This is a genomic window from Gaiella sp. (genome assembly GCF_057140465.1).
Genome location: NZ_DBNHWK010000080.1, coordinates 1 through 23,792 on the forward strand (window position 1 = coordinate 1; position 23,792 = coordinate 23,792).

The following is a 23,792-nucleotide window of genomic DNA, read 5'->3' on the forward strand; positions in this document are numbered from 1 at the left end:
GCACTACATCCGGATCCTCCCGGGCGATCGCGTGAAGGTCGAGCTCTCCCCCTACGACCTGACACGAGGTCGCATCACCTTCCGGCTGAAGTAAGGACCCCCCGTGAAAGTTCGTCCCTCCGTCAAGCCCATGTGCGATCGCTGCCGCGTCATCAAGCGGCACGGACGCACGATGGTCATCTGTTCGAACCCTCGTCACAAGCAGCGCCAGGGCTAGGAGGCCCATTCGATGGCACGAATCGCCGGCGTCAACCTCCCCAATACGAAGCGTCTCGAGGTCGGCCTCACCTACATCTTCGGGATCGGGGCGTCGACCGCGCGCAGGATCTGCACCGACCTCGCGCTCGACCCCGACCAGAAGGTGAAGGACCTGACCGACGAGGAGGTCACGAAGCTCCGCACGTACATCGACCAGAACGTCGAGGTCGAAGGTGACCTGAGGCGGGAGCGGGCCCAGGCGATCAAGCGGCTGGGCGAGATCGGGTCCTACCGCGGGATCCGCCATCGCCGGGGGCTCCCGGTTCGCGGGCAGCGGACGAAGACGAACGCGCGCACCCGCAAGGGCCCGAAGAAGACCGTCGGTCGCGGGAAGAAGGCGAAGTAATGGCGCCCCCACGCAAGTCAGCAGCCCGCGGTCGGAGCCGGCGCCGGGCCCGCAAGAACATCGCCGTCGGGCAGGCGCACATCAAGACGTCGTTCAACAACACGATCGTCACGCTCACGGACCCCGAGGGGAACGTGATCGTGTGGGAGTCGGCCGGTTCCGCCGGGTTCAAGGGCTCCCGCAAGTCGACCCCGTTCGCGGCGCAGGTCACGGCCGACAACTGCGCGCGGAAGGGCATGGAGCACGGCCTCCAGAAGGTGGAGGTCTTCGTCAAGGGGCCCGGCTCGGGACGTGAGACCGCGATCCGCTCGCTGCAGGCGGCGGGTCTCGAGATCATCGGCGTCCGCGACGTCTCCCCGCAGGCGCACAACGGTGTCCGTCAGAAGAAGCGGAGGCGAGTCTAAGTGGCCAGGGATCTCGGGCCCAAGTGCAGGCTCTGCCGCCGGGAGGGGGTCAAGCTCTTCCTCAAGGGTGAGCGGTGCCTGACGGAGAAGTGCGCGCTCGAGCGCCGGTCCTACCCGCCCGGCGAGCACGGGCGCGGGCGCATCAAGCAGAGCCAGTACCTGCTGCAGCTCCGCGAGAAGCAGAAGGTCCGGCGGTACTACGGACTGCTCGAGAAGCAGTTCCGGACGACCTACGAGAAGGCCTCTCGACGCACCGGGCCGACCGGCGAGAACCTGCTGCGCATGCTCGAGACGCGGCTCGACAACGTCGTCTATCGCCTCGGGTTCGCCAGCTCGCGGGCCCAGGCGCGGCAGCTCGTCCGTCACGGGCACTTCCAGGTCAACGGCCGGCGCGTGAACATCCCGAGCTACGCCGTGCGGCCCGACGACGTGATCACCCTCCGCGCCGGCAGCGGCGCCGAGTCGCTCGTCCGGGACGCGACCGACCTCACCGCCTCCGTCGCTCCCTGGCTGCAGGCAGATCACGACGGGCTCAGCGGGAAGATGTTGAAGTGGCCTGCCCGGGACGAGATCGACACGCCCGTCCAGGAATCGCTGATCGTCGAGCTCTACTCGAAATGACCCTTGGGGCGAGGGCCTCCTCGCCCGAACAGAACCGCCACGTACGAAAGGATCGCTTTGGCCACCAGCACCAGCCTGATGGAGTTCCAGATCCCGCGGATCGTCTCGGAGGACGCGGACGAGCACCGCGGCACCTTCGCGATCGAGCCGCTCGACCGCGGCTTCGGCTACACGTTCGGGAACTCGCTGCGGCGCGTCCTGCTCTCGTCTCTCGAGGGCGCCGCCGTCACCGCCGTGAAGATCGAGGGCGTCGCGCACGAGTTCACGACGCTCCCCGGCGTGCGGGAGGACGTGACCGACATCATCCTCAACCTCAAGAACCTCGTCTGCGTCCTGCACGGGGAGAGCCCCGAGGTCGAGGTGCACATCTCGCGCAAGGGGCCGGGTGTGGTCACCGCCGCTGACATCGAGGCGCCCGCCGACCTCGAGATCCTCAACCCGGACCTCGAGATCGCCCACCTCGCCGACAAGTCGAAGCTCGAGATCACGCTCACGATCGGCCGCGGCCGCGGCTACGTCCCGGCCGAGCTCAATCGCGGCCCCGAGACGACGATCGGCGTGATCCCGATCGACTCGATCTTCTCGCCGGTGCGGCGCGTCGCGTACGAGGTCGACCGTGCCCGCGTCGGTCAGCGGACGGACTACGACAAGCTCGTCCTCGACGTGACCACCGACGGCTCGATCTCGCCCAAGGACGCGATCGCTGAGGCGGCCGAGATCCTCATCCGACAGCTCGCGATCTTCACCGACCTCGACAAGATCGAGGGGTTCGGGGAGGCGGTCGTCGGCGAGGTCGCCGAGGCGACGACGTCGCACGGGATGGAGAACTTCCCGATCGAGGAGCTGGAGCTCGGCGTCCGTTCGTACAACTGCCTCAAGCGCGTCGGCATCGAGACGATCGGCGATCTCACGTCGAAGGGCGAGGCGGAGCTCGCCGCGATCCCGAACTTCGGCCGCAAGTCGATCGAGGAGGTTCGCGAGACGCTGGCGCAGCACGGCCTCACGCTGAAGGGCGAGGAGCTGCAGTAGGGATGCGGCACGCGAAGTCCGGCAAGAAGCTCGGGCGGGACGCGAGCCACCGGCGTGCGCTCTATGCGAACCTCACGGGAGCGCTGATCACCCACGGTCGCATCGAGACGACCGAGGCGAAGGCCAAGGCCGTCCGGCCGTACGCGGAGAAGCTGGTCACGCTCGGTAAGCGTGGTGACCTGCACGCCCGGCGCCAGGCGATGGCCGAGTTGCGGTCGAACGACGTCGTGCACCATCTGTTCTCCGAGGTCGCCCCACGGTTCGCCGAGCGTCCCGGCGGGTACACGAGGATCGTCAAGCTCGGCCCCCGGCAGGGAGACGCCGCGCCGATGGCCTTCCTCGAGTTCGTCGACTACGACCCGGCCGCCTGACGCCCCCCTCCCGCTCCGTCCGCGGTGCCGATCGGCCCGGTGACGCCCACCCCACCGGGCGCCACGGCGTGATCGTGCTCCGGTCGGTCTAGGCTGTCCCCGTGATCACGCTCGTCGCGTTGATCGTCGCCATCCTCTTCGTGCCATCCCCGTGGAGCTACGTCCTCGTGATCGCGGCGGCGATCGTCGACCTGGGGGAGACCGGCGCGTTCGTCTGGTGGTCGCGTCGCCGACGTCGTCGTACGCGCCCGGCCGTCGGTGCCGAGGACCTCGTCGGGCGCGTCGGCGTCGCGCTGAGCGCGCTCGATCCCGCCGGCCAGGTCCGCGTGCAGGGCGAGATCTGGGACGCGCGCAGCGCCACCCGCGTCGACCGCGGCCAGGCGGTCGTCGTCGAGGCGGTCGACGGGCTCCGGCTCGAGGTCGGGCCAACCGGAGACGACGCAGATGCGTGAGCCGTCCACCGCCGGGCCACGCTCCGCCCCCGGCGTAGGCCGGAGCGCTCGTGACGTCGCCCGCTCCGCCCGTCCCGGGAACAGGCCCCTCGCACCGCGATGATCCTCCGGCTCACGCTCGAGTACGACGGCACGGGGTTCCGCGGCTGGGCGCGCCAGCCGGGCGCCCGCACCGTGGAAGGGGTCGTGCGCGAGGCGTGCGACGCGGTGTTCCCGACGTGGGGCGACCTCGTGGTCGCCGGTCGCACGGATGCCGGTGTGCACGCCGCGGGCCAGGTCGCGTCGGTCTCCGTCTCCGGCGGGCCCCCCCTCGACCGTGTCCCCGAGGCGCTCAACAGCGCGCTTCCCGACGACGTCGCCGTCCTCGCCGCCGATGAGGCCCCGGCCGGATTCCACGCCCGGTTCTCGGCACGGGCGCGCACGTACCGGTACGTCGTGCTCAACCGCCGCGAGCGCTCCGCGCTCGATACCCGCCGCGCGCTCTGGTGGCCGCGGCCGCTCGACGACACGGCGCTCGACACGGCGGCCGCGCTCCTGGTCGGCGAGCACGACTTCCGGGCGTTCACCCCCACCGAGACGCAGCACGAGGTCTTCCGGCGCGAGGTGACGGCGGCCGCGTGGGAGCGAGCGGGGGCTCGTCTCCATTTCACGATCACCGCGGACTCCTTCCTGCGTCACATGGTGCGGACGCTCGTCGGGACGATGCTGGAGCGCGGGCCCGAGCCGATCGAGCGGCTCCTCGAGGGGCGCCCCCGGGACGAGGCGGGGCAGACGGCGCCGCCGTGGGGCCTGTACCTCGAGCGGGTCGACTACGCGCGGTCCCGGCCCCGAGCCCGGGATCGGGGCCGCCCTGCCGCTGGCTAGGATCGCGCAGTGCGCTACCCCGTCGTCCTCTTCGACCTCGACGGCACCCTCATCGACTCGGGCCCGATGATCATGGCGTCCGCGCGCTACGCCTCGCGCACGGTGCTCGGGCGCGACCTCGACGCGGCGACGGACGACGCGGTGCGGGCGAGCATCGGTGGGCCGGGGCTGATCGCGATGATGGAGTCCCTCGACCCCGATCGCGTCGACGAGCTCGTCCAGGCCTACCGGGAGGAGAACGAGCGGTTGCACGACACGCTCCGTGCGTTCGACGACCTCGTCGCGCTGTTGCCGGAGCTTCGCGACGCCGGTCGCCGCCTCGGGATCGTGACCGCGAAGCGCCGCGCGACGGTCGACCTCGCGTTCGCACGCTTCCCCGCGCTCGCGCAGCACACGGACGTCCTGGTCGGGGCCGACGACACCGACCGTCACAAGCCCCACCCCGACCCCATCCTCGAGGCGCTCGTCCGTCTCGGTGCGCGCCCCGACGAGGCGGCGTACGTCGGGGACTCCCCGTTCGACGTGCGGGCCGCGAAGGCGGCGGGCACGCTCGCCGTCGCCGTCGGCTGGGGCGGCATCCACACGGCGGAGCGCCTCCTCGAGGAAGCGCCCGACGTGCTCGTCCACGCGGCGCGGGAGCTGCTCGATGTCCTCTGACCGTGCCCGCGCGGCACGCGCGGCGGAGCTGCGCCGGCTGATCGAGCACCACAACCACCGCTACTACGTGCTCGACGATCCGGAGATCCCGGACGCCGCCTACGACGCGCTCTACGACGAGCTCCGCGCGCTCGAGGACGAGGATCCCTCGCTGATCACCGCCGACTCGCCGACGCAGCGCGTCGGCGCCGCACCGGCGGAGGGGTTCCGGAAGGTCTCCCACCTCCAGCCCATGGGCTCGCTGGAGAAGGTGACGACGGAGGAGGGGTTGCGAAAGTGGGCGGACGACGTGCGCAAGCGGCTCGGCACCGACGAGCCGGTTGCGTTCGTGATCGAGCCGAAGATCGACGGCTCCGCCGTGTCGCTCGTGTACGAGGCCGGGACGCTGGTGCGTGGGGCGACGCGGGGCGACGGGGAGCGCGGCGAGGACGTGACCCAGAACCTGCGCACGATCGACGCGGTGCCGCTGCGCATCCTCGTCGGCGCCGGTGAACGCCCCCCCGCGGTCGTCGAGGTGCGCGGGGAGGTGTACTTCCCGCTCTCCGGCTTCGCGCGGTTCAACACCGATCAGGAGGCGGCGGGGAAGAAGCCGGCCCCCAATCCGCGCAACGCCGCCGCCGGCTCGCTCCGGCAGCTCGACCCGCGGGTCACGGCCGAGCGTCCGCTCTCCGTCTGGGTGTACGGCGCCGGGGTGCACAGAGGTGTCGACGTGGCCACGCAGTGGGAGCTGCTGGCGTGGCTCCGCGCGCACGGCTTCCGTACGAACCCGCACGCGGAGCGGCTCGACACGATCGAGGAGGTCGCCGCCGCCTGCGCGACCTGGGAGACGCGCCGCGGAGAGCTCGACTACGAGATCGACGGGATCGTGATCAAGGTCGACGACCTCGACCAGCAGGCGCGTCTCGGCGCGCTCCACGAGCGGCCGCGGTGGGCGCGCGCCTACAAGTGGGCACCGACGACCGCCGTGACGACGCTCCGGAGGATCCACATCAGGGTCGGCCGGACAGGGGCCCTCAACCCGTGGGCGGAGCTCGAGCCGGTGCACGTCGGGGGCGTGACCGTGTCGACGGCGACGCTGCACAACGAGGAGGACATCAACCGCAAGGACATCCGCGAGGGCGACCTCGTCGTCGTCCAGCGCGCCGGCGACGTGATCCCCCAGGTGGTGGGGCCCGCCGGGGAGCATGCCGCCGGAACGCGGCCGTTCACGATGCCGGAGCGGTGCCCGCTGTGCGACACGCCGGTCGTCAAGCCGGAGGGCGAGGTGATGCATCGTTGCCCGAACCGTGCATGCCCGTCGCGTGGGCTCGAGACCCTCATCCACTGGGTCGGGGCGGCGATGGATATCGAGGGCGTCGGCGAGCAGTTCGTGCGCAAGCTCTGGGACGAGGGGCTGCTCAGGTCGATGCCCGACCTGTACCGGCTGACGGCCGAGCAGCTCGTGGAGATCGAGGGCTACGGGGAGATCTCGGCGGCGCGCTCGATCGAGGCGATCGAGCGCTCGAAGCAGCAGCCGTTCTCGCGGGTGCTCTTCGGGCTCAACATCCCGAACGTCGGCTGGATCATGGCGCGCAACCTCGCGCGCGACCTCGGGTCGGTCGACGCGTTGCTGGGCGCGACGCAGGAGCGACTGGAGCAGGTCGAGGGAATCGGCCCCGATCGCGCCGAGCTGGTCGCCGAGTGGTTCGCCGACGCGGAGAACCGGGCCCTCGTCGAGGAGCTGCGCGGGCTCGGTCTCACCCTGGCGGCCGGGGAGGCGGAGCAGTCCGTCGAGGGGCCGCTGAGCGGTCAGCGGTACGTGATCACGGGCACGCTCTCGCGCTTCACGCGCGACGAGGCCGGCGCTGCGCTCGAGGCGCTCGGGGCCACGGTCTCCGACTCGGTCTCGAAGAAGACGACGGGCCTCGTCGTCGGCGAGGAGGCCGGGGCGTCGAAGCTGCGAAAGGCCGAGGCGTCCGGCGTGCCGATCCTCTCGGAGGACGACCTCCTCCGGCTGCTCGCACGGTGACGGGAGGGGCGCCGGCGCTGCCGGCGCCGCCGACGTGTGCGCCGTTTGGCCTTCAGCCCGTGGTGGCGAGCACCGTCACGAACCGGTCCTGGGCGGTCCTGGCGGCCCACGTGTTGACCGGCGACCCGTTGTGCAGCACGGCGAACACCACCTTCCCGGCGACGAGCCCGGCGAGCGTCGAGGAGACGTTCGTCGTCCCGGTCTTGCCGCGCACCCGGCCACGGAGCGCGGGCAGCCTGTTGCGCATCGTCCCGCTGTAGCCGGAGACGGCGAGCGAGAGGCGGAACGCGCCGCGAATGCGCGGGTCGGTGAGGCCGGACCGCAAGACGCCGGCGATGGCCTGGGCGGTGAGGCGGTTGGCACCCGACAGCCCGGATCCGTCGACGAGCCGGACGTCGCGGGTCGGGATGCCGGCCGACCGGAGCTCGCGCATCACGACGCGCGCGCCGGCCGCGGTCGTCCCGAGCGCTCCCGTGCTCGCTCCGAGCGCCTTCAGGAGCATCTCCGCGGTGAAGTTGTCGCTGTCGCTGTTCACTGCCTGGGTGATCTTCGACAGGCGCACGGATCGATCGACCGCCAGCAGGAGCGCGTCGGCGGGAGCGCGGCCGAGCGCATGCGGCCCGCCAACGGTGATCCCGCGGCGGATCAGCGCCTCCCGGAACGCCCGCGCCGCGAGGAGCGGCGGCGACAGCGACGGCCACCCCCGCCCGCGGTCGACGACGAGCGCCGACAGGGGCGGGGACTCGATCCCGAGGAACCCCCGCTTCCATCCGGGTGCGTCGCGTCGCGAGTCGAAGAACGACTCGTCGCCGCGGATGCGGCCGGTCACGTGTCTGATCCCCTCGGCACGAACCGCGGCAGCCAGCTCCGCGAGGTCGGAGGACTCGAACGTGGGGTCGCCGAAGCCCTTGAGCACGAGATCGCCGACCCACGTCGTCCCCTGCCGGGATCCCACACCCAGGACGTCGGTGTGGAAGCGGAACGTCGGCCCGAACCGGACGAGCGCAGCCCATGCGACGGGCAGCTTCTCGGTCGATGCGGGAACGATCGGCGTCGTCGCGTTGTGCGCATACAGCAGCGACCCGGACACGAGGTCGACGGCGATCGCGGCAGTGTGGCCGGGTGACGTGCCCGGGGTGCGGAGGCTCGCGTTGAGCTCCTGGCGAAGCCCTGTCGCACTCGTGAGCGCCGTGGCCGGGACGACGAGGCAGGCGGCGACGGCCGCGGCGGCGAGGAGGAGGCGCACGACGTCTAACCGTAGATCGTGATCGTGACGGTGCGCCGCCCCCAGCGGAGGGCGGCTGCGGTCGACGGCATCCAGAGGTCGATGATGGTGCCCTTGATCGCCGTGCCCGTGTCGGCTGCGATCCCAGGGCCGTAGCCCGGGATGAAGAGCCTCGTCCCGAGCGGGATCACGCGCGGGTCGACCGCGACGATGCCCGGGCCGACGGGAAGCCCGCTCGCCGTCCGACCGGGCAGGTGGTAGGCGACCGCGTCGACGACGAGCGTCCGGGTCTCACCGGCCGGGGGCACGACCGACTCCACGGGTGCGGGGGCAGGGGCGTCGTCGGCCCGATCGGCCGATCGGGCCGTGTCCTGGGCAGGCTGGGTCGCCGGCGCTGCCGCGCGCGTGATCGCGGCCGTCGCCTCCGTCGCCGCGCGGGCTTGCTCCTGGAGCGCCTCGAGGCGGCGATCGGCGAGGGCGAGTCGACTGCGAACGTCGTCGACCGTGGCGCGCCGCTCGGCGACGGCGCTGGCGAGGCCGTCCGCGGCCGCGACCGCCTCGTCCCGTGCGCGCGCGGCCGCAGCACGACGCTCCTCGAGTTGCGCCTCGAGGGCGCTCAGCTGCTCGGCTCGTGCTCGCGCCTCCCGGGCGAGCCGCCGGTTCTGGGCCGTCGCGCGCTGGAGGCTCTCGATACCGGTGATCACCTCGTCGAGCGAGGCTGCCCCGAGGACGACGGCGATCGGGTCGGGGTCGCCGGCCATGTACAGCGCCCGAAGCGTGCGCGCGACGCGCGCCTGTGACGCCTCGAGCGACCGACGAACGAGAGCGGCGCGCCTGTCTGCAGACCGCTGTTGCCTCTCGAGGTCGGCCGTGCGGCTCGCACGCCGTGCCGACTCGGCCCGTGCGCGGGAGAGCGAGGCCTCGGCGGCGTAGAGCGCGAGCAGGGCGCCGTGCTCGGAGCGTGCGAGTGACGCCCGCTGCTCTTGCAGCGACTGTGCCTGCTCCCGCAGGCCCTCCGCCGATCCGGCGCCGCCGGCCGCGGGTACGAGCACCGCCGCCAGCGCCGCGGAGGCGAGCGCCGCACGTTGCAGCGCGTGCCGTCCCGACCGTCCGCGCACAGACCCAGGACCGTACCACAGGTGTGCGGCTCCGGGCGGGGTGAAGTGGCGTGTTTGCAGGCTTTTCCGGCACTGGCGGTTTGCGGCTCGCCACCGCTGCTGGTAGGGTCCTGCCCTTGTGACCGGCGCCGGCGCCGCCATCGCTCTGCCGACGGTTCGCGTCGTCGGTGGTCGAGCATGACCATGACGAGACTTCCGAGTCGACGACTCACCGTACTTCTGCTCCTGATCGCGGCGACCACCGCGATCGTTCTCGTGTCGGCCAGCGCCGCTCCCGCCGATCCGATCGGCTCCAAGCGCGCCGAGGCGCAGGCAGTGCTCGAGCAGGTGCGCGAGCTCGACTCGCGGCTCTCGCAGGCGATCGAGTCCTTCAACTACGCGAACGTCGAGCTCGGACGCATCGACACCGACCTCCGCTCGAATGCACGCCATCTCGACGTGGCCGCGTCGAGCCTCGCCGCCGCGCAGGAGCACATCGCCGCCAGGCTCCGGGCGCTCTACATCGAGGGCGACACCGCCGACGCGGTGGAGGTGATCCTCGGCGCCGAGAGCCTCGACGACCTGCTCAACCGCATCGACATGGTGCAGCGGGTGGGTCAGCAGGACGCGGACGTCGTGAAGCGTGTCAAGAAGTTCCGGACCGAGGTCAGGGAACGACGGCAGCGGCTCACCGCGGCACGGGCACGGCAGGCCGAAGTGGTCGCCGAGCGCTCCGCACAGCGTCGATGGATCGAGGGCCAGCTCGCCGAGCGGCAGCGACTCCTCGCGTCCGTGCAGGACGAGATCGCACGTCTCGAGGCGGCGGAGCGGCGTCGCCAGGCCCGCCTCGAGGCCCAGGCGCGCGCCCGGTTCGCCGCACAGCGGGCCGCACGGCGTGCCACGCGGGAGGAAGCGACGAGGATCTCCGCCGAGAGCGACCCGATCCCGGTCGAGTCGGTGCTCGACCCGTCCACGCTCCCGCCGGCGAAGTACGGCGGCGTCGTCGGGATCGCCATGCAGTACCTCGGTGTCCCGTACGTATGGGGCGGCTCGAGCCCGGCGGGCTTCGACTGCTCCGGCTTCATCATGTACGTGTTCGCACAGGTCGGCGTGCAGCTCCCGCATCATGCGGCGTCCCAGTTCAACTACGGCGTGCCGGTGTCGCGCGACCAGCTCCAGCCCGGTGACCTCGTCTTCTTCGACGGGCTCGGTCACAACGGCATCTACATCGGCGGAGGCCAGTTCATCCACTCGCCGCACACCGGCGACGTCGTCAAGATCTCGGGCCTCTACGAGTCCTGGTACTCGTCGCGGTGGGTCGGCGGTCGCCGGCTGCTCTGACGTCGAGTCCCCGCCGCAGCGCATCAGCCCCGGCCCGGTGACGGGCGTCCCGGGCGGCTAGCCGGCGTCCGCGAACGCGTCGGGTGCGTCCGCCTCGGCGTAGAGCGCGTCGATCGTGTCGGCGAAGTGCTCGATGCACGTGCGTCGCTTCAGCTTCAGCGTCGGCGTGACCTCACCCCGCTCCGGCTCGAAGTCGCGGGGGAGGATCGCGAAGCGCTTGATCTGCTCGAACCTCGTCCGCGTCTCGTTGACGCCGTCGACGACGCCCTGCAGGAGCGCGCGCACCCGAGGGTCGCGTGCCAGCGTGACGGGGTCGTCGTCGATGTCCTGCTCGCGCGCCCACTTCCCGATCTCGGCGGGATCGAGCGTGATCAGCGCCGCCGGGTAGGGCCGCCGGTCGCCGACGACGAGCGCCTGTGACACGAAGCGCGAGGTCTTGAGGTCGTTCTCGAGGTTCTGCGGCGCGATGTTCTTGCCACCGGCCGTGACGATGATGTCCTTCTTCCGGTCGGTGATCGTGACGAACCCGTCCGCGTCGATCGTCGCGATGTCGCCGGAGTGGAGCCACCCGTCGTCGTCGAGGACGGCGGCGGTCGCCTCGGGCTCCCGGTAGTAGCCGGCGAACACGGTCGGTGACCGGATCAGCAGCTCTCCGTCGTCCGCGAGCGCGAGCTCGAAGCCGGGGAGCGCCTGGCCGACCGTCCCGTAGCGGTACCGGCTCGGGACGTTCGCGGTCGCCGCGCTCGTGCACTCCGTGAGCCCGTAGCCCTCGTAGATCTGGATGTCGACCGCGTCGAAGAACTCGGCGATCTCCTTCGCGAGCGGCGCTCCCCCGGAGATCGGCACGCGGAGCCGTCCGCCGAGCCGCTCCTTCACCTTCGCGTACACCAGCCGGTCGGCCAGGTGATGTTGGGCCGCCAGCCCGCGCGGGACCGGCTTCCCCTCCATCCGTAGCGCCCCGACTCGACGGCCCACCGCGAGCGCCCAGTCGACGAGGCGCCGCTTCACGCCGGTCGTCTCCTCGAACGCGGTGAGGATCGCGGTGTGCATCTTCTCGTACGCCCGCGGGACGCTCGGGAAGACGGTCGGCCGCACCGTCGGCAACGCATCGACGACCGCGTACGGGTCGGGCTCGAACGCGACCGCGAAGCCCGAGAACGGCCCTGCGAGGTGGATCAGCCTCCCGAAGTTGTGCGCGAGCGGGAGGTACAGGAGCGCGAGGTCCCCGTGGTGCACGAACCCGGGCATCTCCTCGAGGACCGCGACCATCTCGTAGTAGTTCCGGTGGGTGATCATGCAGCCCTTGGGCGGCCCGGTCGTTCCCGAGGTGTAGATGAACGTGAAGAGGTCGTCCTCGCCAACGGCCGCCACGGCCTCGTCGAGCGCCGCCGGGTGGGATGCGCCGAACGCCCTCCCGTCGTCGTCGAGCGCCGCGAGGTCCGCGAACGTCAGCACCTCCCGGAGGCCGGGCAGCGACGCGCGGGCCGCGTCGACCTTCGCGCGCTGCTCGTCGTCCTCGCAGAGGACGCCGACGGCCCCGGCGTGCTCGAGGACGTATGCGACGTCGGCCGGGGAGCTCGTGGCGTAGATCGGCGCCGTGACCGCTCCGACCTGCGCGAGGGCGAAGTCCGTGAGCGCCCAGTCGAGCGTCGTGCTGGCGAGGAGCGCGAACGCGTCGCCCTTCCCGAGCCCGCGCGCGAGGAGGCCATTGGCCCGCGCGTCGACGGTCGCCGCGGCCTCGGCCCACGTCACGGCGCTCCACTCCTGCGCGGTGCGTGTGAGGTACGCGGTCTCGCCCTCGGGCCACCGCGCGACCGCGTCGCGCCAGAGTCGTGCGATGGTTCGCGGTCGGTCGGTCACACTCTGACTGTAGATGGAGGGATCGAGGGCGGGGTAGAGAACGCAGTCGGTCCGCCTAGACTGAGGCGTCCGCCATGCGCGTCACCTGGAACGGATCACTGAGCTTCGGCCTCGTGTCGATCCCGGTCGGATTGGCCCCGGCCACGAAGCCTGTCGCGCGACAGTCCGACGTCTCCTTCCGCATGCTCCATCGCGAGTGCCTGACGCCGATCCGGCAGAAGCGATGGTGCCCGATGCACGACCGGGAGGTCGGCCCCGACGAGATCGTCAAGGGCTGGGAGGTGACGAAGGGACAGTACGTCGTCGTCGAGGAGGAGGAGCTCGAGGCGCTCGAGCGCCACGACGACTCCCGCGCGATCGAGATCACCCGCTTCGTGTCGCTCGATGCCGTCGATCCGGTGTGGCTCGACCGCACGTACCTCCTCGTCCCGGGGGCGGCGCCGGCGCAGCGGCGTCCGTACCGCCTGCTCCTGGAGGCGATGCGCACCGAGAGCGTCGGGGCGCTCGGGCGATTCGTGCGCTCCGGCCGCGAGTCGCTCTGCTTCGTGCGGCCGCTCGGGGATGCGCTCGCGCTGGAGACGATGTTCCTCGCCGAGGACGTCCACTCCCGCGCCGAGATCGACGAGGCGGTCGCCTCGACCGAGGTCAAGGAGGCGGAGCTCGACCTCGCCCGTCAGCTCGTGACGGGCCTCGCGGGGGCATTCGAGCCCGCCGCGCTGACGAGCGAGTACCGTCGCGATCTCCGTGCCCTGCTCGAGGCGAAGCTTCGCGGCGAGGAGCTGGTGACGCCCGAGCCGGTGGCCGCACCGGCTCCCGTGACGGACCTGATGGAGGCGCTGCGCGCGAGCGTGAAGGCAGCCAAGGAGACGACGTCGAGCGCGCCTCGTGGGAAGTCGAAGAAGACGGCTCCCACGCGCCGACGCGGCACGACGAGGTCGCGCTAGCGCCGAGACGTCTCGGGCGACCCGAAGGCCGCCCGAGGATGACGATGGATCGCTGCGCCGCGTGGGCGCCGTGCGTCTACGACGACGACGACGGGCCGGCGACCGCCTGCAGCTGCGCCTGGAAGAGGTACTTGTCGATCTTGCCGTGGTAGATCGGGACGCCCTCCTCGATGCAGAGCTTGATGATGGTGTCGCGGTCGATACCGAGCTCCTTCGAGAGCTCCTCGGGCGTCAGGTGGTTCGCCATCTACTGCAGCCTCCTCCGAGCAACGAAAAAGGCCCGGCCGCGCATGCGCGCGCTCCTCGGGCCTGATCGACGCTCATTCGAAGTGACGGGGATCAACGGGCCCGCCTCCCGAAAGCGTTCATCCGACCCTCACGATAACCGTGCGGCACGACGCTGGTCAACGCGGCGGCGCGATCCGCGTCGTCGACGTGCGACCGGCTCTCCGCCTCGCGCGTCGTCACACCGGGTTCGCGACGTCGACGAACACGTGCCGCAGGCCGTACCGGTCCGCGAGGTGTGCCCCGAGGGCCTGGACGCCGAGCCGCTCCGTCGCGTGGTGACCGGCGGCCACGAGCGTGATGCCGAGCTCTCTGGCGGTCGCCGCGCTCGGCTCCTCGGGCTCGCCCGTCACGAGCGCGTCGAAGCCCTCGCGGGCAGCGCGGATCAGCTCGTAGCCGCCTCCCCCCGTGACGATCGCGACCCGACCGACCTCCTCCGGCCCGTGGGCGAAGACGAGCGGCGACCGTCGCGTCTCCGCCTCCACACGGGCGATCAGCTCGTGGAGGGGAAGAGGCGCGGCGTAGCCGGCAGCGACGCCGACGTCGGCGAACGGCCCCTCGCACTCCGCACCGAGGCGCCGCGCGAGCTGGGCGGCGTTGCCGAGCTCGGGGTGCGCATCCAGCGCCAGGTGGTAGGCGACGAGCGACATGTCGGCGGCGAAGAGCGCCTCGAGTCGACCGCGGAGGCGTGCGTCGACGACGAGCGGCTCGGTGCGCCAGAAGATGCCGTGGTGCACGAGCACCATCTGGGCGCCGGCGCCGGCGGCCTCCTCGAACAGCTCACGGGACGCGGACACGCCGGAGACGAGCGTCGTGACGTCGTCGGACCCGATCACCTGGAGGCCCGGCGGCGCGAACTCCGGCCAGCGCGCGACGTCGAGCAGCTCGTTCGCGTGCGAGACGATCTCGTCGCGGTGAGCCATCCCCGCGAGCGTACCCCGTCGGCCCGACGCCGGGCGAGAAGGGCCGCCGCCCCACGACGAGGCGTCGATCCCGGCCCGTGGCCGTGTGCGGTGCGACGGGCGACTCGTGAGGCCCGGAGGGGATCGCGGATGGGGATCCGCTCTGCCGATCCCCACCCTGCGACGCACATCGGGGTGCCCAGATTTGAACTGGGGACCTCTCCGACCCGAACGGAGCGCGCTACCAGGCTGCGCCACACCCCGAGCGGTCGAAGGGTACCGATTCCCGGCGTGGGCCGGTGTCGGCGGCGGGCCTGGCTATCCTCGGCGCGTGCTGCGCGCGGTGCTGCTCGACGTCGACTTCACGCTCTTCCGTCCGGGGCCGGAGCTCGGCCCCGAGGGGTACGTGCGCGCCGCCGCGAGGCACGGCATCGAGCTCGACCCGGCGCTCCACGACGCAGCGAGGATCGCGGCCCTCGACGACCTCCAGCGACACCCCGAGTTCGAGCACGACGAGGAGATCTGGGTCACGTTCACGGCGGACATCGTTCGCGGGATGGGAGGGGCCGGCGATGCCGTCCGCGCGTGCGCGTCCGACGTCGTCCGGGAGTGGGAGCGCCACGAGAACTTCTTCCTCTACGACGACGCCCTGCCCGCGATCGCGGCGCTCCGCTCGTACGGGTTGCGCATCGGCCTCGTGTCGAACGGTCAGCGCGACCTCGAGGAGTTCGCCGAGCACCACGGCCTCGACGTCGACGTGTGCGTCGGCTCGGCCCACCACGGCTACGTGAAGCCCCATCCGTCGATCTTCGAGACCGCGCTCGCAGCGCTCGACGTCGTGCCGGAGGAGGCGGCGATGGTCGGCGACTCGACCGAGGACGACGTCGAGGGCGCCCGGGCGCTCGGGATGCGCGCGGTGCTCCTCGACCGGGAGGGACGCCACCCCGAATGGGTCGGCGCGATCCGGACGCTCGACGAGCTGCCGGCGGCGCTCGGGCTCGGTGCCCCGTCCGATCGGCGGAGCTGACCCGCCGCCGGCCGTCCGTCCCGACGCCGGGCGACGGCCGGCTCGCGTCGATCGCTAGGAACGGCCGAGCTCGGCGCGCCACGCGCCCGTGTGCTCGCCGAGGGCGGGCGGCTCCGGGAGGGTCGGCCACGGGCCGAGGTCGAGATGTGCCTCGGCGCGCGTGGCGACGGGCCCGACACAGACGTCCTCCCCGTCGAACAGGTCGAGCCACGCCGTGAGCGACCGGGCTGCGAACACCGCCGCGAGCTCGCCGGCGAGCGCCTCCTGGTCGTCGTCGTACTGACGCGGGCCGAGGTCGGGCCGCTCGAGCAGCGAGCAGAGGCGGACGAAGAACTTCGGCTCGAGCGCCGCGACGGTCAGGTGCCGCCCGTCGGCCGTCGCGTACGCCCGGTAGCAGGCCGCGCCGCCGGTGAGGATCCTCGGTAGCGGGTCACCACCGAGCCGGTGCGCCACGAGCCCGTGCGAGCGGTGGGTCATCGAGACGACGATCCGGGAGCCCCCACCCGTCCGCGCCCGGAGGAGGAGCGCGGCGAGGACCTCCGTGACCGCGCCGAGGGCTCCTGCGGCGAGGTCGGCGATCGGGAGCGGCGGCACGACGTCGGGCGCGTCCTCGAGCGCGCCCGCCCACCCGAGGTAGTTGAGGTCGTGACCTGCGCGCGAGCGGTGCCGGCCCTCCGCGCCGAAGCCGGTGAGCGAGCACCAGACGACCGACGAGGGCAGGTCGGCAGGATCGACGCCGATCGCCTGCAGCACGCCGGGCCGGAAGCCCTCGAGCACGACGTCCGCCCGGGCGCAGAGGTCGCGGGCGAAGCCCGGCTCGGCCCGGAGGTCGCAGACCACGGACTCCGTGCCGGCGCGGAGCACGCGATCCCATTCCGGAGCCGCCCTCCGCTGTGGGTCGCCGTCGGGCGGCTCGACGCGGACGACACGCGCGCCGAGCCGTCGAAGCTCGCTCGCCGCGAACGCGCCGGGGAGGAGCCGGGTCAGGTCGACGACGAGGATGCCTGTGAGCGGTTGCGTCGTCTCCGGCATGCCCCCTATTCTGACCGGGTTGACTGACCGTTCAATCGCATCGGAGAACGGTGAGCGCAGGGGCGCGGTCGAGGACCGGCGCCGCGCGATCCTCGACGCAGCCGTCCGCGTCTTCGCGCGCGACGGCTACCACACCTCCCGGGTCGGCGACATCGCCGAGGAGGCCGGTGTCGCCCACGGGCTCCTCTACCACTACTTCCCGTCGAAGGACGAGGTGCTGGCGACGGTGTTCCGGGAGAACTGGGGCGACCTGCTCGCCCGGTTCCGCGACGTCGAGGAGTCCGACGAGCCGGCCGACGAGAAGCTCCGGGGGATCGCCAAGATCCTCCTCCGCACCTGGCGCAACGACCCCGCGCTCGTGACCGTGATGGTCAGGGAGGTCGCACGCAGCCCCCACCTGCAGGAGCAGGTGGACGACGTCCGCGAAGGCTTCGCGTCGATCCAGCGCGTGATCGAGCAGGGCCAGCGCGAGGGCACGTTCCGGCAGGAGCTCGACCCCCGTCTCGCGAGCTGGGTCGTCTACGGCGCGCTCGAGGAGATCCTCACGGGGTGGGTGCTGGGACAGCTCCCCGACGGCGACGAGGAGGTCGCACGTGCCGAGCGCACCGTGGTCGAGGTCGTCTGCGGCGGTCTCGCAGCCGATCCGGAACCGACCGCCTGAGAACAGGCACCGCCGGGACGTCGCCGTGCTCGGCGTCGGGGCGCTGGGGCTCGCCTGGGCGCTGACCACCACCGCGGCCTACCTTCCCCCGCTGCTCGAGAAGTTCACGGGGTCGACGACGCTGATCGCGCTCGTCCTCGCATCCGAGGGCCTGTTCGCGATGACGTTGCCGCTCGTCGTCGGCCCGTGGAGCGACACGTTCCACACGCCCCTCGGCCGCCGACGCCCGTTCATGCTCGCGGCCATCGGGCCGATCGGGTTCTGTCTCGCCCTGATCGCGTTCATGCCGTCCCTGTGGACGACGACCCTGCTCGTGCTCGCGCTCTTCTTCGCCTACTACGTGTACGAGCCGCCCTACCGTGGGCTCTACCCGGACGTGCTCCCGATCGAGGTCTACGGCCGTGCCCAGGGCATCCAGCACCTCTTCCGGGGGCTCGCGATCGCCGGCGCGCTCGTCGGTGGTGGGTTCCTCTTCCACACGTGGGCGCCCGCGCCGTTCCTCCTCGCCGCCGTCGTCGCCGCCGCCGCCTGCGCCGTCCCGGTCGTCTTCATCGCCGAGGACGGGGGGCACGGGCGCGTCTTCGAGGGCATTCGGGTCTACGTGCGGCACTCGTGGGACGTCCTGCGCGCGAACACGGACGTGGCGAGGTTCCTCGTCGCGAACACCGCCTGGGAGGGCACCTTCGCCGGAGCACGGACGTTCGTCGTGCTCTACATCACGATCGGCTTGGGGGAGTCGATCACGACGTCGAGCACCGTGCTCGCGGTCGTCGCGGCCGCATACATCGTCGCCTCGCTCCTCGCCGGCCCCCTTGGCGACCGGTTCGGGCTCGCTCGTGTCATCGTCGGCGCGTCGGTCGTCTACGGTCTCGGGCTGCTCTCCGGAGGGCTCGCCACCAGCTGGCACGCCTGGTACCTGTCGATCGTCTTCTTCGTCGGCATCGCGGGCGGGATCGTGATGACGCTCGCGTGGGGGCTCCTCTTCAAGCTCATGCCCTCGAGCGATCGCGGCGCGATCGCCGGGCTCGCGACCACCACGAAGGGGATCGCGCTCGTCACCGGGCCGCTCCTCGCGGGCGTCGCGATCGACCTGCTCCGGCCCGTCCTCGGCGAGACGGGCGGGTTCCAGGCACTGTGGCCGATCCTCGGCATCCCGATCCTCGCCGTCCTCCCGCTCGTGTGGTCGCTCGCCCGGGTCGAGCCCGCCGGCCACGGCAGTTCCTATCGGGCCGACTAGGATCGGCTCCCGTGGCGACTCTCGGCGAGCTCATGGACGCGGCCGGCCGTCGCGTTCCCCGACTCGATCCCCACGACGCCCACGAGGCCGTGACGGCGGGCGCGATCCTCGTCGACATCCGCTCGGTGGCGACGCGCGCCCGCGACGGGATCGTTCCAGGAGCGATCCACGTCAACCGGACGGTGCTCGAGTGGCGGCTCGACCCCTCGGGGCCCTGGCGGACGCCCCACGTGCCGGTGGAGGCGCGGGTCGTGCTCCTGTGCGACCACGGCTTCTCGTCGCTGCTCTCGGCGGCGACCTTGCGTGAGCTCGGGGTCGACGCAACGGATGTCGTCGGCGGGTTCGCGGCATGGCAGGCTTCCGGGCTTCCCTGCGCGCCCGCCGCCGACCGGCCGCTCCAGGCGGACGAGTTGCAGGGCATGCGCGGGCCCGACCCTGCCGGCTGATCGGGCGCTCCTGGCCGGCGGCTTGTCCGGGCTCGCGTCGCCTCCCTATAGTTGAGCGCGTCCACCGAGAGGAGCAGTGTGACCACGACACCTGTCCCCCCGATCGACGTCGACGTGCTGCGCGACGAGATCCGCAAGACCTACGCGGCCGTCTCGCAGGAGCCCGACCGCGACTTCATCTTCCCGACGGGGAGAGCATGGGCGGAGGACCTCGACTACCCGTCGCACCTCGCGAACGTCCCCGATGCCGCCGTCGAGTCCTTCGCAGGGGTCGCGAACCCGTTCTCCCTCGGGCCGATCGGGGCCGGCGAGCGCGTGCTCGACCTCGGCTCGGGCGCCGGCACCGACTCGCTCGTCGCTGCCCAGATGGTCGGCCCCGGAGGGAGCGTCACCGGGATCGACATGACGCCGGAGATGCTCGGCAAGGCGCGCGCTGCCGCAGCGGAGATGGGCGTGGACAACGTCACCTTCGTCGAGGGACAGGTCGAGCGGCTCCCGTTCGAGGACGGGTCGTTCGACGTCGTCATCTCCAACGGCGTGATCGACCTCGTCCCCGACAAGAGCGCCGTGTTCTCCGAGATCTACCGCGTGCTCGTCCCCGGGGGGCGGATCCAGGTCGCCGACGTCACGATCCAGCGGCCCGTGTCGGAGGAGGGGAAGCGCAACATCGACCTCTGGACCGGCTGAATTGCCGGGGCTCTCCTGGACGGAGAGTACGCCGAGATCCTCGAACAGCACGGCTTCGAGCGCATCGAGCACGGGAACCTCGTCGCCACGTACATGCGCTCCACGTTCGAGGACACGCGTGAGAAGGCGCTCAAGTTCGGCGCCAACGGGGCCACCGTGAAGGCCTACAGGCCGCGCGCCTAGGGCGCTCCTGACGCTTCCGACGCGGTGCCCGCGGCGACGGCGCTCCAGCGGCCGCCCTCCCTGCGCACCCTGATCCGGAGGCCGAAGCATCGGGAGAGCGCGGCCGACGTCAGCGTGGTGGCGGCGGGCCCCCGAGCGGTCACACGACCGGCGTCGAGGAGCAGTGCGTGGCTCGTCGACCGTGGGAGCTCCTCCAGGTGGTGCGTGGTCGTGACGAGCGCGAGGTCGGGATGCTCGGCGACGAGCTCGTCGAGCGCGCCGAGCAGCGTCTCGCGCCCGGGGAGGTCGAGCCCGGACCCCGGCTCGTCGAGCAGGAGCAGCCGCGGGCTCGGAACGAGGGCGCGTGCGATCAGCGCGCGCGTGCGCTCGCCGTGCGAGCAATCGGCGAACCGGCGCGACGCGAGCGCACCGAGGCCGAACAGGTCGACGAGGTCGTCCGCCCGGTGTCGTCGTGCACCGAGGCGCTCCGGGAAGTAGCCGATCGTCTGCGTGGCGCCGGAGCGCACGACCTCTGCGACGGTGAGGTCGAGGGCGAACCGGCGTCCCGCCCGGGCGTCGACGAAGCCGATCTGCTCGCGGAGCGCGAAGACGTCGGTTCGTCCGAGCGTGCGGCCGAGGATCTCCGCGTCGCCGTGGCTCGGGAACTCGACGGCGCCCGCGATCGTGAGGAGCGTCGTCTTCCCGGCGCCGTTCGGCCCGAGGAGCGCCCAGCGCTCGCCCGCGGCGATCGTCCAGTCGATCCCCTCGAGGATCGGCACGCGCGTGCCGCTCGACGCCTTCCAGCGCCACACGGAGACGTCTCGAAGCGACAGCCGCACGTCCATCGCTCCGACGCTATCGCGGCCGGGTGTCACCGGCGCGGGCGAACCGCACGCTCCGCGAGGCCGTCGGCGCCGGCCTCCGTGCGCCTACGATCGCGTCCATGGAGGAGAGCGTCGTGAGGCCGGACGTGCGCGTCGTCCCGCTCGCCGAGCACCCGGCCCTCGTCGGGCTCGTCGCGGACTGGCACTGGAAGGAGTGGGGCGGCGGAGATCACGGGCGCAGCCCCGCGCAGTGGCTCGACACCGTGCGCGCCCGTGCGCAGGCGGACCGGGTTCCCTTCACGCTCGTCGCCCTCGTGGACGGTGTCCCCGCCGGGAGCATCTCCGTGTGCGACGACGACCTCGACGAGCGGTTCGCCGACCGGGGGCCCTGGATCTCGGGGATGGTGGTGGTCGGGGCGGCGCGCAACCTCGGCGTCGGTCGAGCCCTGCTCGGTACGGCGGAGGAGATCGCCCGCGGGCTCGGCTACCCGGAGCTCTGGCTGCACACCGCCGAGGCCGAGGGCTTCTACCGACGCTGCGGCTGGGAGCTCGTCGCGCCGAAGGTGCCGCTGCGCCGGGACGCCGTGCTGTGGCGGGACATCCGGGCGGACGACGCCCGCGACGGTTGACGGGCCGCGGCCGCGGCCTCTACTCTTGACTGACTAGTCAATCGACACCCGGGAGCGTTCGTACGATGGCCACGTTGGAGACCGGCGTCGCGGGCGGCGTGTCGTTCGCCCTCACCGACGAGCAGACGGCGCTTCGCGCGCTCGCGCGCGAGTTCGCCGAGAACGAGATCCGCCCGAAGGCGGCGGAGTACGACGAGCACCAGACCCACGCCGCGGAGATCGTCGCCAAGGCGCACGAGGTCGGGCTCATGAACCTGCACATCCCGGAGCGTCTCGGCGGGCTCGACCTCCCCGCCTTCGAAGGCATCCTCGTCAACGAGGAGCTCAACTGGGGATGCTCCGGCATCGGCACGACGCTCTGCGCGAACGGCCTCGCCGCGGGCCCGATCCTCGCCGCCGGGACGGAGGAGCAGCAGACGGAATGGCTCGGCCCGCTCGTCGAGGAGCCGATCCTCGGCTGCTTCGGGCTCACCGAGCCGGGGGCGGGCTCCGACGTGTCCGGGATCCAGACGACGGCCGTCCGCACGGGCGACGAGTACGTGATCAACGGGTCGAAGATGTTCATCACGAACGCCGGGCCGGCGTCGTGGATCGTCTGCTTCGCCTCCACCGATCGGTCGAAGGGCCACAGGGGCCTGTCCGCCTTCGTCGTCCCCATGGACACGCCTGGCGTGACGATCGAGAAGCACCTCGACAAGATGGGCCAGCGTGCGACGGACACGTCGGCGGTCGCGTTCCAGGACGCGGTCGTCCCGGCGAGGAACCGGCTCGGGGAGGAGGGCGACGGCTTCAAGATCGCGATGCAGACGCTCGACTTCACCCGCCCCGGGACGGCGATCGGTGCCGTCGGCGTCGCGCAGGCCGCCTACGAGCTGTCGCTCGACTACGCGAAGGAGCGCGTCCAGTTCGGGATGCCGATCGCGATGAACCAGGGCGTCAGCTTCCTCGTCGCGGACATGGCGACGGAGATCGAGGCGGCGCGGCTCCTCTGCTGGCAGGCGGCGTGGATGGTCGATCACGGCTTCGGGCGGAAGGCGACGAAGTACTCGTCGTTCGCCAAGCGCTTCGCCGCCGACACGGCGATGAAGGTCACGACGGACGCCGTCCAGGTGTTCGGCGGCTACGGGTACATGAAGGAGTACCCGGTCGAGAAGCTGATGCGCGACGCGAAGCTGTTCCAGATCTACGAGGGCACGTCGCAGATCCAGCGCCTCGTGATCGCGAAGGAGATCTTCCTGCCGAAGGAGTAGCCGGAGCCGTCTCGTCGCGTCGCCGCCACGGGCGCGCATGCGCGCCGCGGCGATTAGCGGGCACGGGGCAGCCGCCGGGCGTAGGATCACGGCGTGGCGCTCGAGATCGATCTCTCCGGCCGCGTCGCGATCGTGACGGGCGGGTCACGGGGCCTCGGACGGGCCGACGCGCTCACGCTGGCACGGGCCGGCGCCGACGTCGTGATCGCCGACCTGCTCGTCGAGTCCGACGAGTCGACGGAGGCGGCGGAGAGCGTCGGCGGCTTCGCCATGGTCGCGAAGGCACAGGGGCTCGTCCACACGGAGGAGACGGCGGAGGCGATACGCGGGATGGGCCGGCGCTCGTTCGCCGCCAAGTGCGACGTCACCGACCGTGATCAGGTGCGAGCGGTCGTCGAGCGCACCGTGGCGGAGTTCGGGTCGGTCGACATCCTCGTCAACAACGCGGCCACGCTCGACCACGTCGGCCAGTTCCACGACCAGTCGCCCGAGCTCTGGGAACGAGACCTCCGGGTCAACCTGACCGGGGCGTTCACCTGCGCGCAGGCCGTGTGGCCGCACATGAGGGAGCGCGGGTGGGGCCGTATCGTCAACATGGCGTCCGTCGCCGGGACGCTCGGTGGGTTCGGCCAGGCGAGCTACGCGACGACGAAGGCGGGGATCCTCGGTCTCACGAAGACGCTCGCCATGGAGGGCGGCCGGCACGGGATCACGTGCAACGCCATCGTCCCGGGGATCATCGGCACCGAGATCTTCCACGCCGCGAACGCCGCGATGAACGAGCGGATAGCGAACCGCACGGTGTTCAAGCGGCCCGGTGACCCCCAGGACATCGCCAACGCGATCGCGTTCCTCTGCTCCGACCTCGCCGGGTACGTCACGGGCATCGAGCTGAACGTCTCCGGCGGCGTCGAGCTGTTCGTGTTCTGAGCTCGGCCCTCGGGCCATCGCCTCGCGTCGGGCCCTGTCTCGCCCGGGCCGGAGTACGATCGGCGAGATGAGCGGCATCTCGTTCACGCCGACCCCCGAGCAGTCGGCCCTGCGGGAGCTCGCCCACGAGTTCGCGGAGCGAGAGCTCCGCCCGGCCGCCGCCGAGGCCGATCGGACGGGCGTGTTCCCGGGCGGGCTGCTCGCGCGGGCAGCCGCGCTCGGCCTCACGTACTACGCGGTGCC

29 protein-coding genes and 1 tRNA gene are annotated in these 23,792 nt (G+C 71.9%); 22 read left to right on the plus strand and 8 right to left on the minus strand.

The window, feature by feature from the left end; all coding sequences use genetic code 11:
* The 11 genes from AC162C_RS11775 to ligA form a co-directional block, all read left to right on the plus strand.
* On the plus strand, positions 1-94 hold a 94-nt coding region (locus AC162C_RS11775), incomplete at its 5' end, for a S1 domain-containing protein (RefSeq protein ID WP_484097728.1).
* A 9-nt stretch (positions 95-103) separates the two neighbouring features.
* Positions 104-217 (plus strand): 50S ribosomal protein L36, encoded by a 114-nt coding sequence (gene rpmJ, locus AC162C_RS11780; protein WP_462972983.1) that lies wholly within the window; start codon positions 104-106, stop codon positions 215-217.
* Between the two features lie 12 nt (positions 218-229).
* Positions 230-604 carry a 30S ribosomal protein S13 gene (gene rpsM, locus AC162C_RS11785; RefSeq protein ID WP_484097711.1) on the plus strand — a complete coding sequence of 125 codons (375 nt, stop codon included), beginning with the start codon at positions 230-232 and terminating at the stop codon, positions 602-604.
* Positions 604-1,008, plus strand: coding sequence for a 30S ribosomal protein S11 (gene rpsK, locus AC162C_RS11790; protein ID WP_462972981.1), 405 nt, complete (start codon positions 604-606; stop codon positions 1,006-1,008). Before rpsM ends, rpsK begins: the two co-directional genes overlap by 1 nt.
* Positions 1,009-1,629 carry a 30S ribosomal protein S4 gene (gene rpsD, locus AC162C_RS11795; RefSeq protein WP_484097712.1) on the plus strand — a complete coding sequence of 207 codons (621 nt, stop codon included), beginning with the start codon at positions 1,009-1,011 and terminating at the stop codon, positions 1,627-1,629.
* A gap of 57 nt (positions 1,630-1,686) precedes the next feature.
* The gene (locus AC162C_RS11800; RefSeq protein ID WP_462972979.1) at positions 1,687-2,658 is read left to right on the plus strand and encodes a DNA-directed RNA polymerase subunit alpha; all 972 of its coding nucleotides are present in this window, start codon (positions 1,687-1,689) and stop codon (positions 2,656-2,658) included.
* Between the two features lie 2 nt (positions 2,659-2,660).
* Entirely contained in the window at positions 2,661-3,029 is a 369-nt protein-coding gene (rplQ, locus tag AC162C_RS11805) for a 50S ribosomal protein L17 (RefSeq protein ID WP_462972978.1), read from the plus strand.
* Positions 3,030-3,130: 101 nt separating this feature from the next.
* Positions 3,131-3,481 carry an NfeD family protein gene (locus AC162C_RS11810; RefSeq protein ID WP_484097713.1) on the plus strand — a complete coding sequence of 117 codons (351 nt, stop codon included), beginning with the start codon at positions 3,131-3,133 and terminating at the stop codon, positions 3,479-3,481.
* Between the two features lie 99 nt (positions 3,482-3,580).
* Positions 3,581-4,345, plus strand: a complete 765-nt coding sequence (gene truA, locus AC162C_RS11815; RefSeq protein ID WP_484097714.1) for a tRNA pseudouridine(38-40) synthase TruA — start codon at positions 3,581-3,583, stop codon at positions 4,343-4,345.
* Positions 4,346-4,354: 9 nt separating this feature from the next.
* Positions 4,355-5,002, plus strand: a complete 648-nt coding sequence (locus AC162C_RS11820; RefSeq protein ID WP_462972975.1) for an HAD-IA family hydrolase — start codon at positions 4,355-4,357, stop codon at positions 5,000-5,002.
* Positions 4,992-7,010, plus strand: a complete 2,019-nt coding sequence (gene ligA, locus AC162C_RS11825; RefSeq protein WP_484097715.1) for an NAD-dependent DNA ligase LigA — start codon at positions 4,992-4,994, stop codon at positions 7,008-7,010. The genes AC162C_RS11820 and ligA overlap by 11 nt, the downstream gene beginning before the upstream one ends.
* Before the next feature lie 52 nt (positions 7,011-7,062).
* On the opposite strand, the gene AC162C_RS11830 is transcribed toward ligA, so the two are convergent.
* On the minus strand, positions 7,063-8,256 hold the full coding sequence (locus tag AC162C_RS11830; RefSeq protein ID WP_484097716.1) for a D-alanyl-D-alanine carboxypeptidase/D-alanyl-D-alanine-endopeptidase: 1,194 nt from the start codon (positions 8,254-8,256) through the stop codon (positions 7,063-7,065).
* A gap of 5 nt (positions 8,257-8,261) precedes the next feature.
* Positions 8,262-9,353, minus strand: a complete 1,092-nt coding sequence (locus tag AC162C_RS11835; RefSeq protein WP_484097717.1) for a 3D domain-containing protein — start codon at positions 9,351-9,353, stop codon at positions 8,262-8,264.
* A 183-nt stretch (positions 9,354-9,536) separates the two neighbouring features.
* Between AC162C_RS11835 and AC162C_RS11840 the strand changes: the two genes are divergently transcribed.
* Complete coding sequence (locus AC162C_RS11840) at positions 9,537-10,673, plus strand: C40 family peptidase (protein WP_484097718.1); 1,137 nt, start codon at positions 9,537-9,539, stop codon at positions 10,671-10,673.
* A 57-nt stretch (positions 10,674-10,730) separates the two neighbouring features.
* Here the strand turns inward: AC162C_RS11840 and AC162C_RS11845 are convergent, their stop codons facing one another.
* On the minus strand, positions 10,731-12,533 hold the full coding sequence (locus AC162C_RS11845; RefSeq protein ID WP_484097719.1) for an AMP-dependent synthetase/ligase: 1,803 nt from the start codon (positions 12,531-12,533) through the stop codon (positions 10,731-10,733).
* A 74-nt stretch (positions 12,534-12,607) separates the two neighbouring features.
* Here AC162C_RS11845 and ku point away from each other — a divergent pair, with 74 nt between their 5' ends.
* Entirely contained in the window at positions 12,608-13,477 is an 870-nt protein-coding gene (gene ku, locus AC162C_RS11850) for a non-homologous end joining protein Ku (RefSeq protein WP_484097720.1), read from the plus strand.
* 76 nt (positions 13,478-13,553) lie between these two features.
* On the opposite strand, the gene AC162C_RS11855 is transcribed toward ku, so the two are convergent.
* The 3 genes from AC162C_RS11855 to AC162C_RS11865 form a co-directional block, all read right to left on the minus strand.
* Positions 13,554-13,724, minus strand: coding sequence for a hypothetical protein (locus tag AC162C_RS11855; protein ID WP_462972968.1), 171 nt, complete (start codon positions 13,722-13,724; stop codon positions 13,554-13,556).
* Between the two features lie 217 nt (positions 13,725-13,941).
* A complete protein-coding gene (locus AC162C_RS11860; RefSeq protein ID WP_484097721.1) occupies positions 13,942-14,685 on the minus strand; it encodes a Nif3-like dinuclear metal center hexameric protein in 744 nt (247 codons plus the stop codon).
* 169 nt (positions 14,686-14,854) lie between these two features.
* Positions 14,855-14,928, minus strand: a tRNA-Pro gene (locus tag AC162C_RS11865).
* Between the two features lie 67 nt (positions 14,929-14,995).
* Between AC162C_RS11865 and AC162C_RS11870 the strand changes: the two genes are divergently transcribed.
* On the plus strand, positions 14,996-15,691 hold the full coding sequence (locus AC162C_RS11870; protein ID WP_484097722.1) for an HAD family hydrolase: 696 nt from the start codon (positions 14,996-14,998) through the stop codon (positions 15,689-15,691).
* Between the two features lie 54 nt (positions 15,692-15,745).
* Here the strand turns inward: AC162C_RS11870 and AC162C_RS11875 are convergent, their stop codons facing one another.
* The gene (locus tag AC162C_RS11875) at positions 15,746-16,723 is read right to left on the minus strand and encodes a CoA transferase (protein ID WP_484097723.1); all 978 of its coding nucleotides are present in this window, start codon (positions 16,721-16,723) and stop codon (positions 15,746-15,748) included.
* A gap of 19 nt (positions 16,724-16,742) precedes the next feature.
* Here AC162C_RS11875 and AC162C_RS11880 point away from each other — a divergent pair, with 19 nt between their 5' ends.
* The 4 genes from AC162C_RS11880 to AC162C_RS11895 all read left to right on the plus strand — a co-directional run bounded on the left by AC162C_RS11880 (position 16,743) and on the right by AC162C_RS11895 (position 19,937).
* The gene (locus AC162C_RS11880) at positions 16,743-17,384 is read left to right on the plus strand and encodes a TetR/AcrR family transcriptional regulator (protein WP_462972964.1); all 642 of its coding nucleotides are present in this window, start codon (positions 16,743-16,745) and stop codon (positions 17,382-17,384) included.
* A complete protein-coding gene (locus tag AC162C_RS11885; RefSeq protein WP_462972963.1) occupies positions 17,317-18,621 on the plus strand; it encodes an MFS transporter in 1,305 nt (434 codons plus the stop codon). The genes AC162C_RS11880 and AC162C_RS11885 overlap by 68 nt, the downstream gene beginning before the upstream one ends.
* Positions 18,622-18,632: 11 nt before the next feature.
* Complete coding sequence (locus AC162C_RS11890; RefSeq protein WP_484097724.1) at positions 18,633-19,067, plus strand: rhodanese-like domain-containing protein; 435 nt, start codon at positions 18,633-18,635, stop codon at positions 19,065-19,067.
* Between the two features lie 78 nt (positions 19,068-19,145).
* Positions 19,146-19,937, plus strand: a complete 792-nt coding sequence (locus tag AC162C_RS11895; protein WP_462972961.1) for a methyltransferase domain-containing protein — start codon at positions 19,146-19,148, stop codon at positions 19,935-19,937.
* Here the strand turns inward: AC162C_RS11895 and AC162C_RS11900 are convergent.
* A complete protein-coding gene (locus AC162C_RS11900; protein ID WP_484097725.1) occupies positions 19,934-20,761 on the minus strand; it encodes an ABC transporter ATP-binding protein in 828 nt (275 codons plus the stop codon). The two genes, AC162C_RS11895 and AC162C_RS11900, sit on opposite strands and share 4 nt — an antisense overlap.
* A gap of 98 nt (positions 20,762-20,859) precedes the next feature.
* On the opposite strand from AC162C_RS11900, the gene AC162C_RS11905 reads away from it, so the two are divergent.
* From AC162C_RS11905 to AC162C_RS11920, 4 genes are all read left to right on the plus strand, one after another.
* Positions 20,860-21,369, plus strand: a complete 510-nt coding sequence (locus AC162C_RS11905) for a GNAT family N-acetyltransferase (protein ID WP_484097726.1) — start codon at positions 20,860-20,862, stop codon at positions 21,367-21,369.
* 98 nt (positions 21,370-21,467) lie between these two features.
* A complete protein-coding gene (locus AC162C_RS11910; protein ID WP_462973105.1) occupies positions 21,468-22,619 on the plus strand; it encodes an acyl-CoA dehydrogenase family protein in 1,152 nt (383 codons plus the stop codon).
* 93 nt (positions 22,620-22,712) lie between these two features.
* Positions 22,713-23,549, plus strand: coding sequence for an SDR family NAD(P)-dependent oxidoreductase (locus AC162C_RS11915; RefSeq protein WP_484097727.1), 837 nt, complete (start codon positions 22,713-22,715; stop codon positions 23,547-23,549).
* A gap of 67 nt (positions 23,550-23,616) precedes the next feature.
* Positions 23,617-23,792: acyl-CoA dehydrogenase family protein (locus tag AC162C_RS11920; RefSeq protein WP_484097729.1), on the plus strand; the 176-nt coding region annotated here is incomplete at its 3' end.

Coding starts and splice junctions, on each gene's coding strand:
- AC162C_RS11875 (WP_484097723.1), bottom strand. CDS start 16,723: ATGCCGGAGACGACGCAACCGCTCACAGGCATCCTCGTCGTCGACCTG.
- rplQ (WP_462972978.1), top strand. CDS start 2,661: ATGCGGCACGCGAAGTCCGGCAAGAAGCTCGGGCGGGACGCGAGCCAC.
- AC162C_RS11905 (WP_484097726.1), top strand. CDS start 20,860: ATGGAGGAGAGCGTCGTGAGGCCGGACGTGCGCGTCGTCCCGCTCGCC.
- AC162C_RS11840 (WP_484097718.1), top strand. CDS start 9,537: ATGACGAGACTTCCGAGTCGACGACTCACCGTACTTCTGCTCCTGATC.
- ku (WP_484097720.1), top strand. CDS start 12,608: ATGCGCGTCACCTGGAACGGATCACTGAGCTTCGGCCTCGTGTCGATC.
- truA (WP_484097714.1), top strand. CDS start 3,581: ATGATCCTCCGGCTCACGCTCGAGTACGACGGCACGGGGTTCCGCGGC.
- AC162C_RS11900 (WP_484097725.1), bottom strand. CDS start 20,761: ATGGACGTGCGGCTGTCGCTTCGAGACGTCTCCGTGTGGCGCTGGAAG.
- rpsK (WP_462972981.1), top strand. CDS start 604: ATGGCGCCCCCACGCAAGTCAGCAGCCCGCGGTCGGAGCCGGCGCCGG.
- rpsM (WP_484097711.1), top strand. CDS start 230: ATGGCACGAATCGCCGGCGTCAACCTCCCCAATACGAAGCGTCTCGAG.
- AC162C_RS11855 (WP_462972968.1), bottom strand. CDS start 13,724: ATGGCGAACCACCTGACGCCCGAGGAGCTCTCGAAGGAGCTCGGTATC.
- AC162C_RS11860 (WP_484097721.1), bottom strand. CDS start 14,685: ATGGCTCACCGCGACGAGATCGTCTCGCACGCGAACGAGCTGCTCGAC.
- ligA (WP_484097715.1), top strand. CDS start 4,992: ATGTCCTCTGACCGTGCCCGCGCGGCACGCGCGGCGGAGCTGCGCCGG.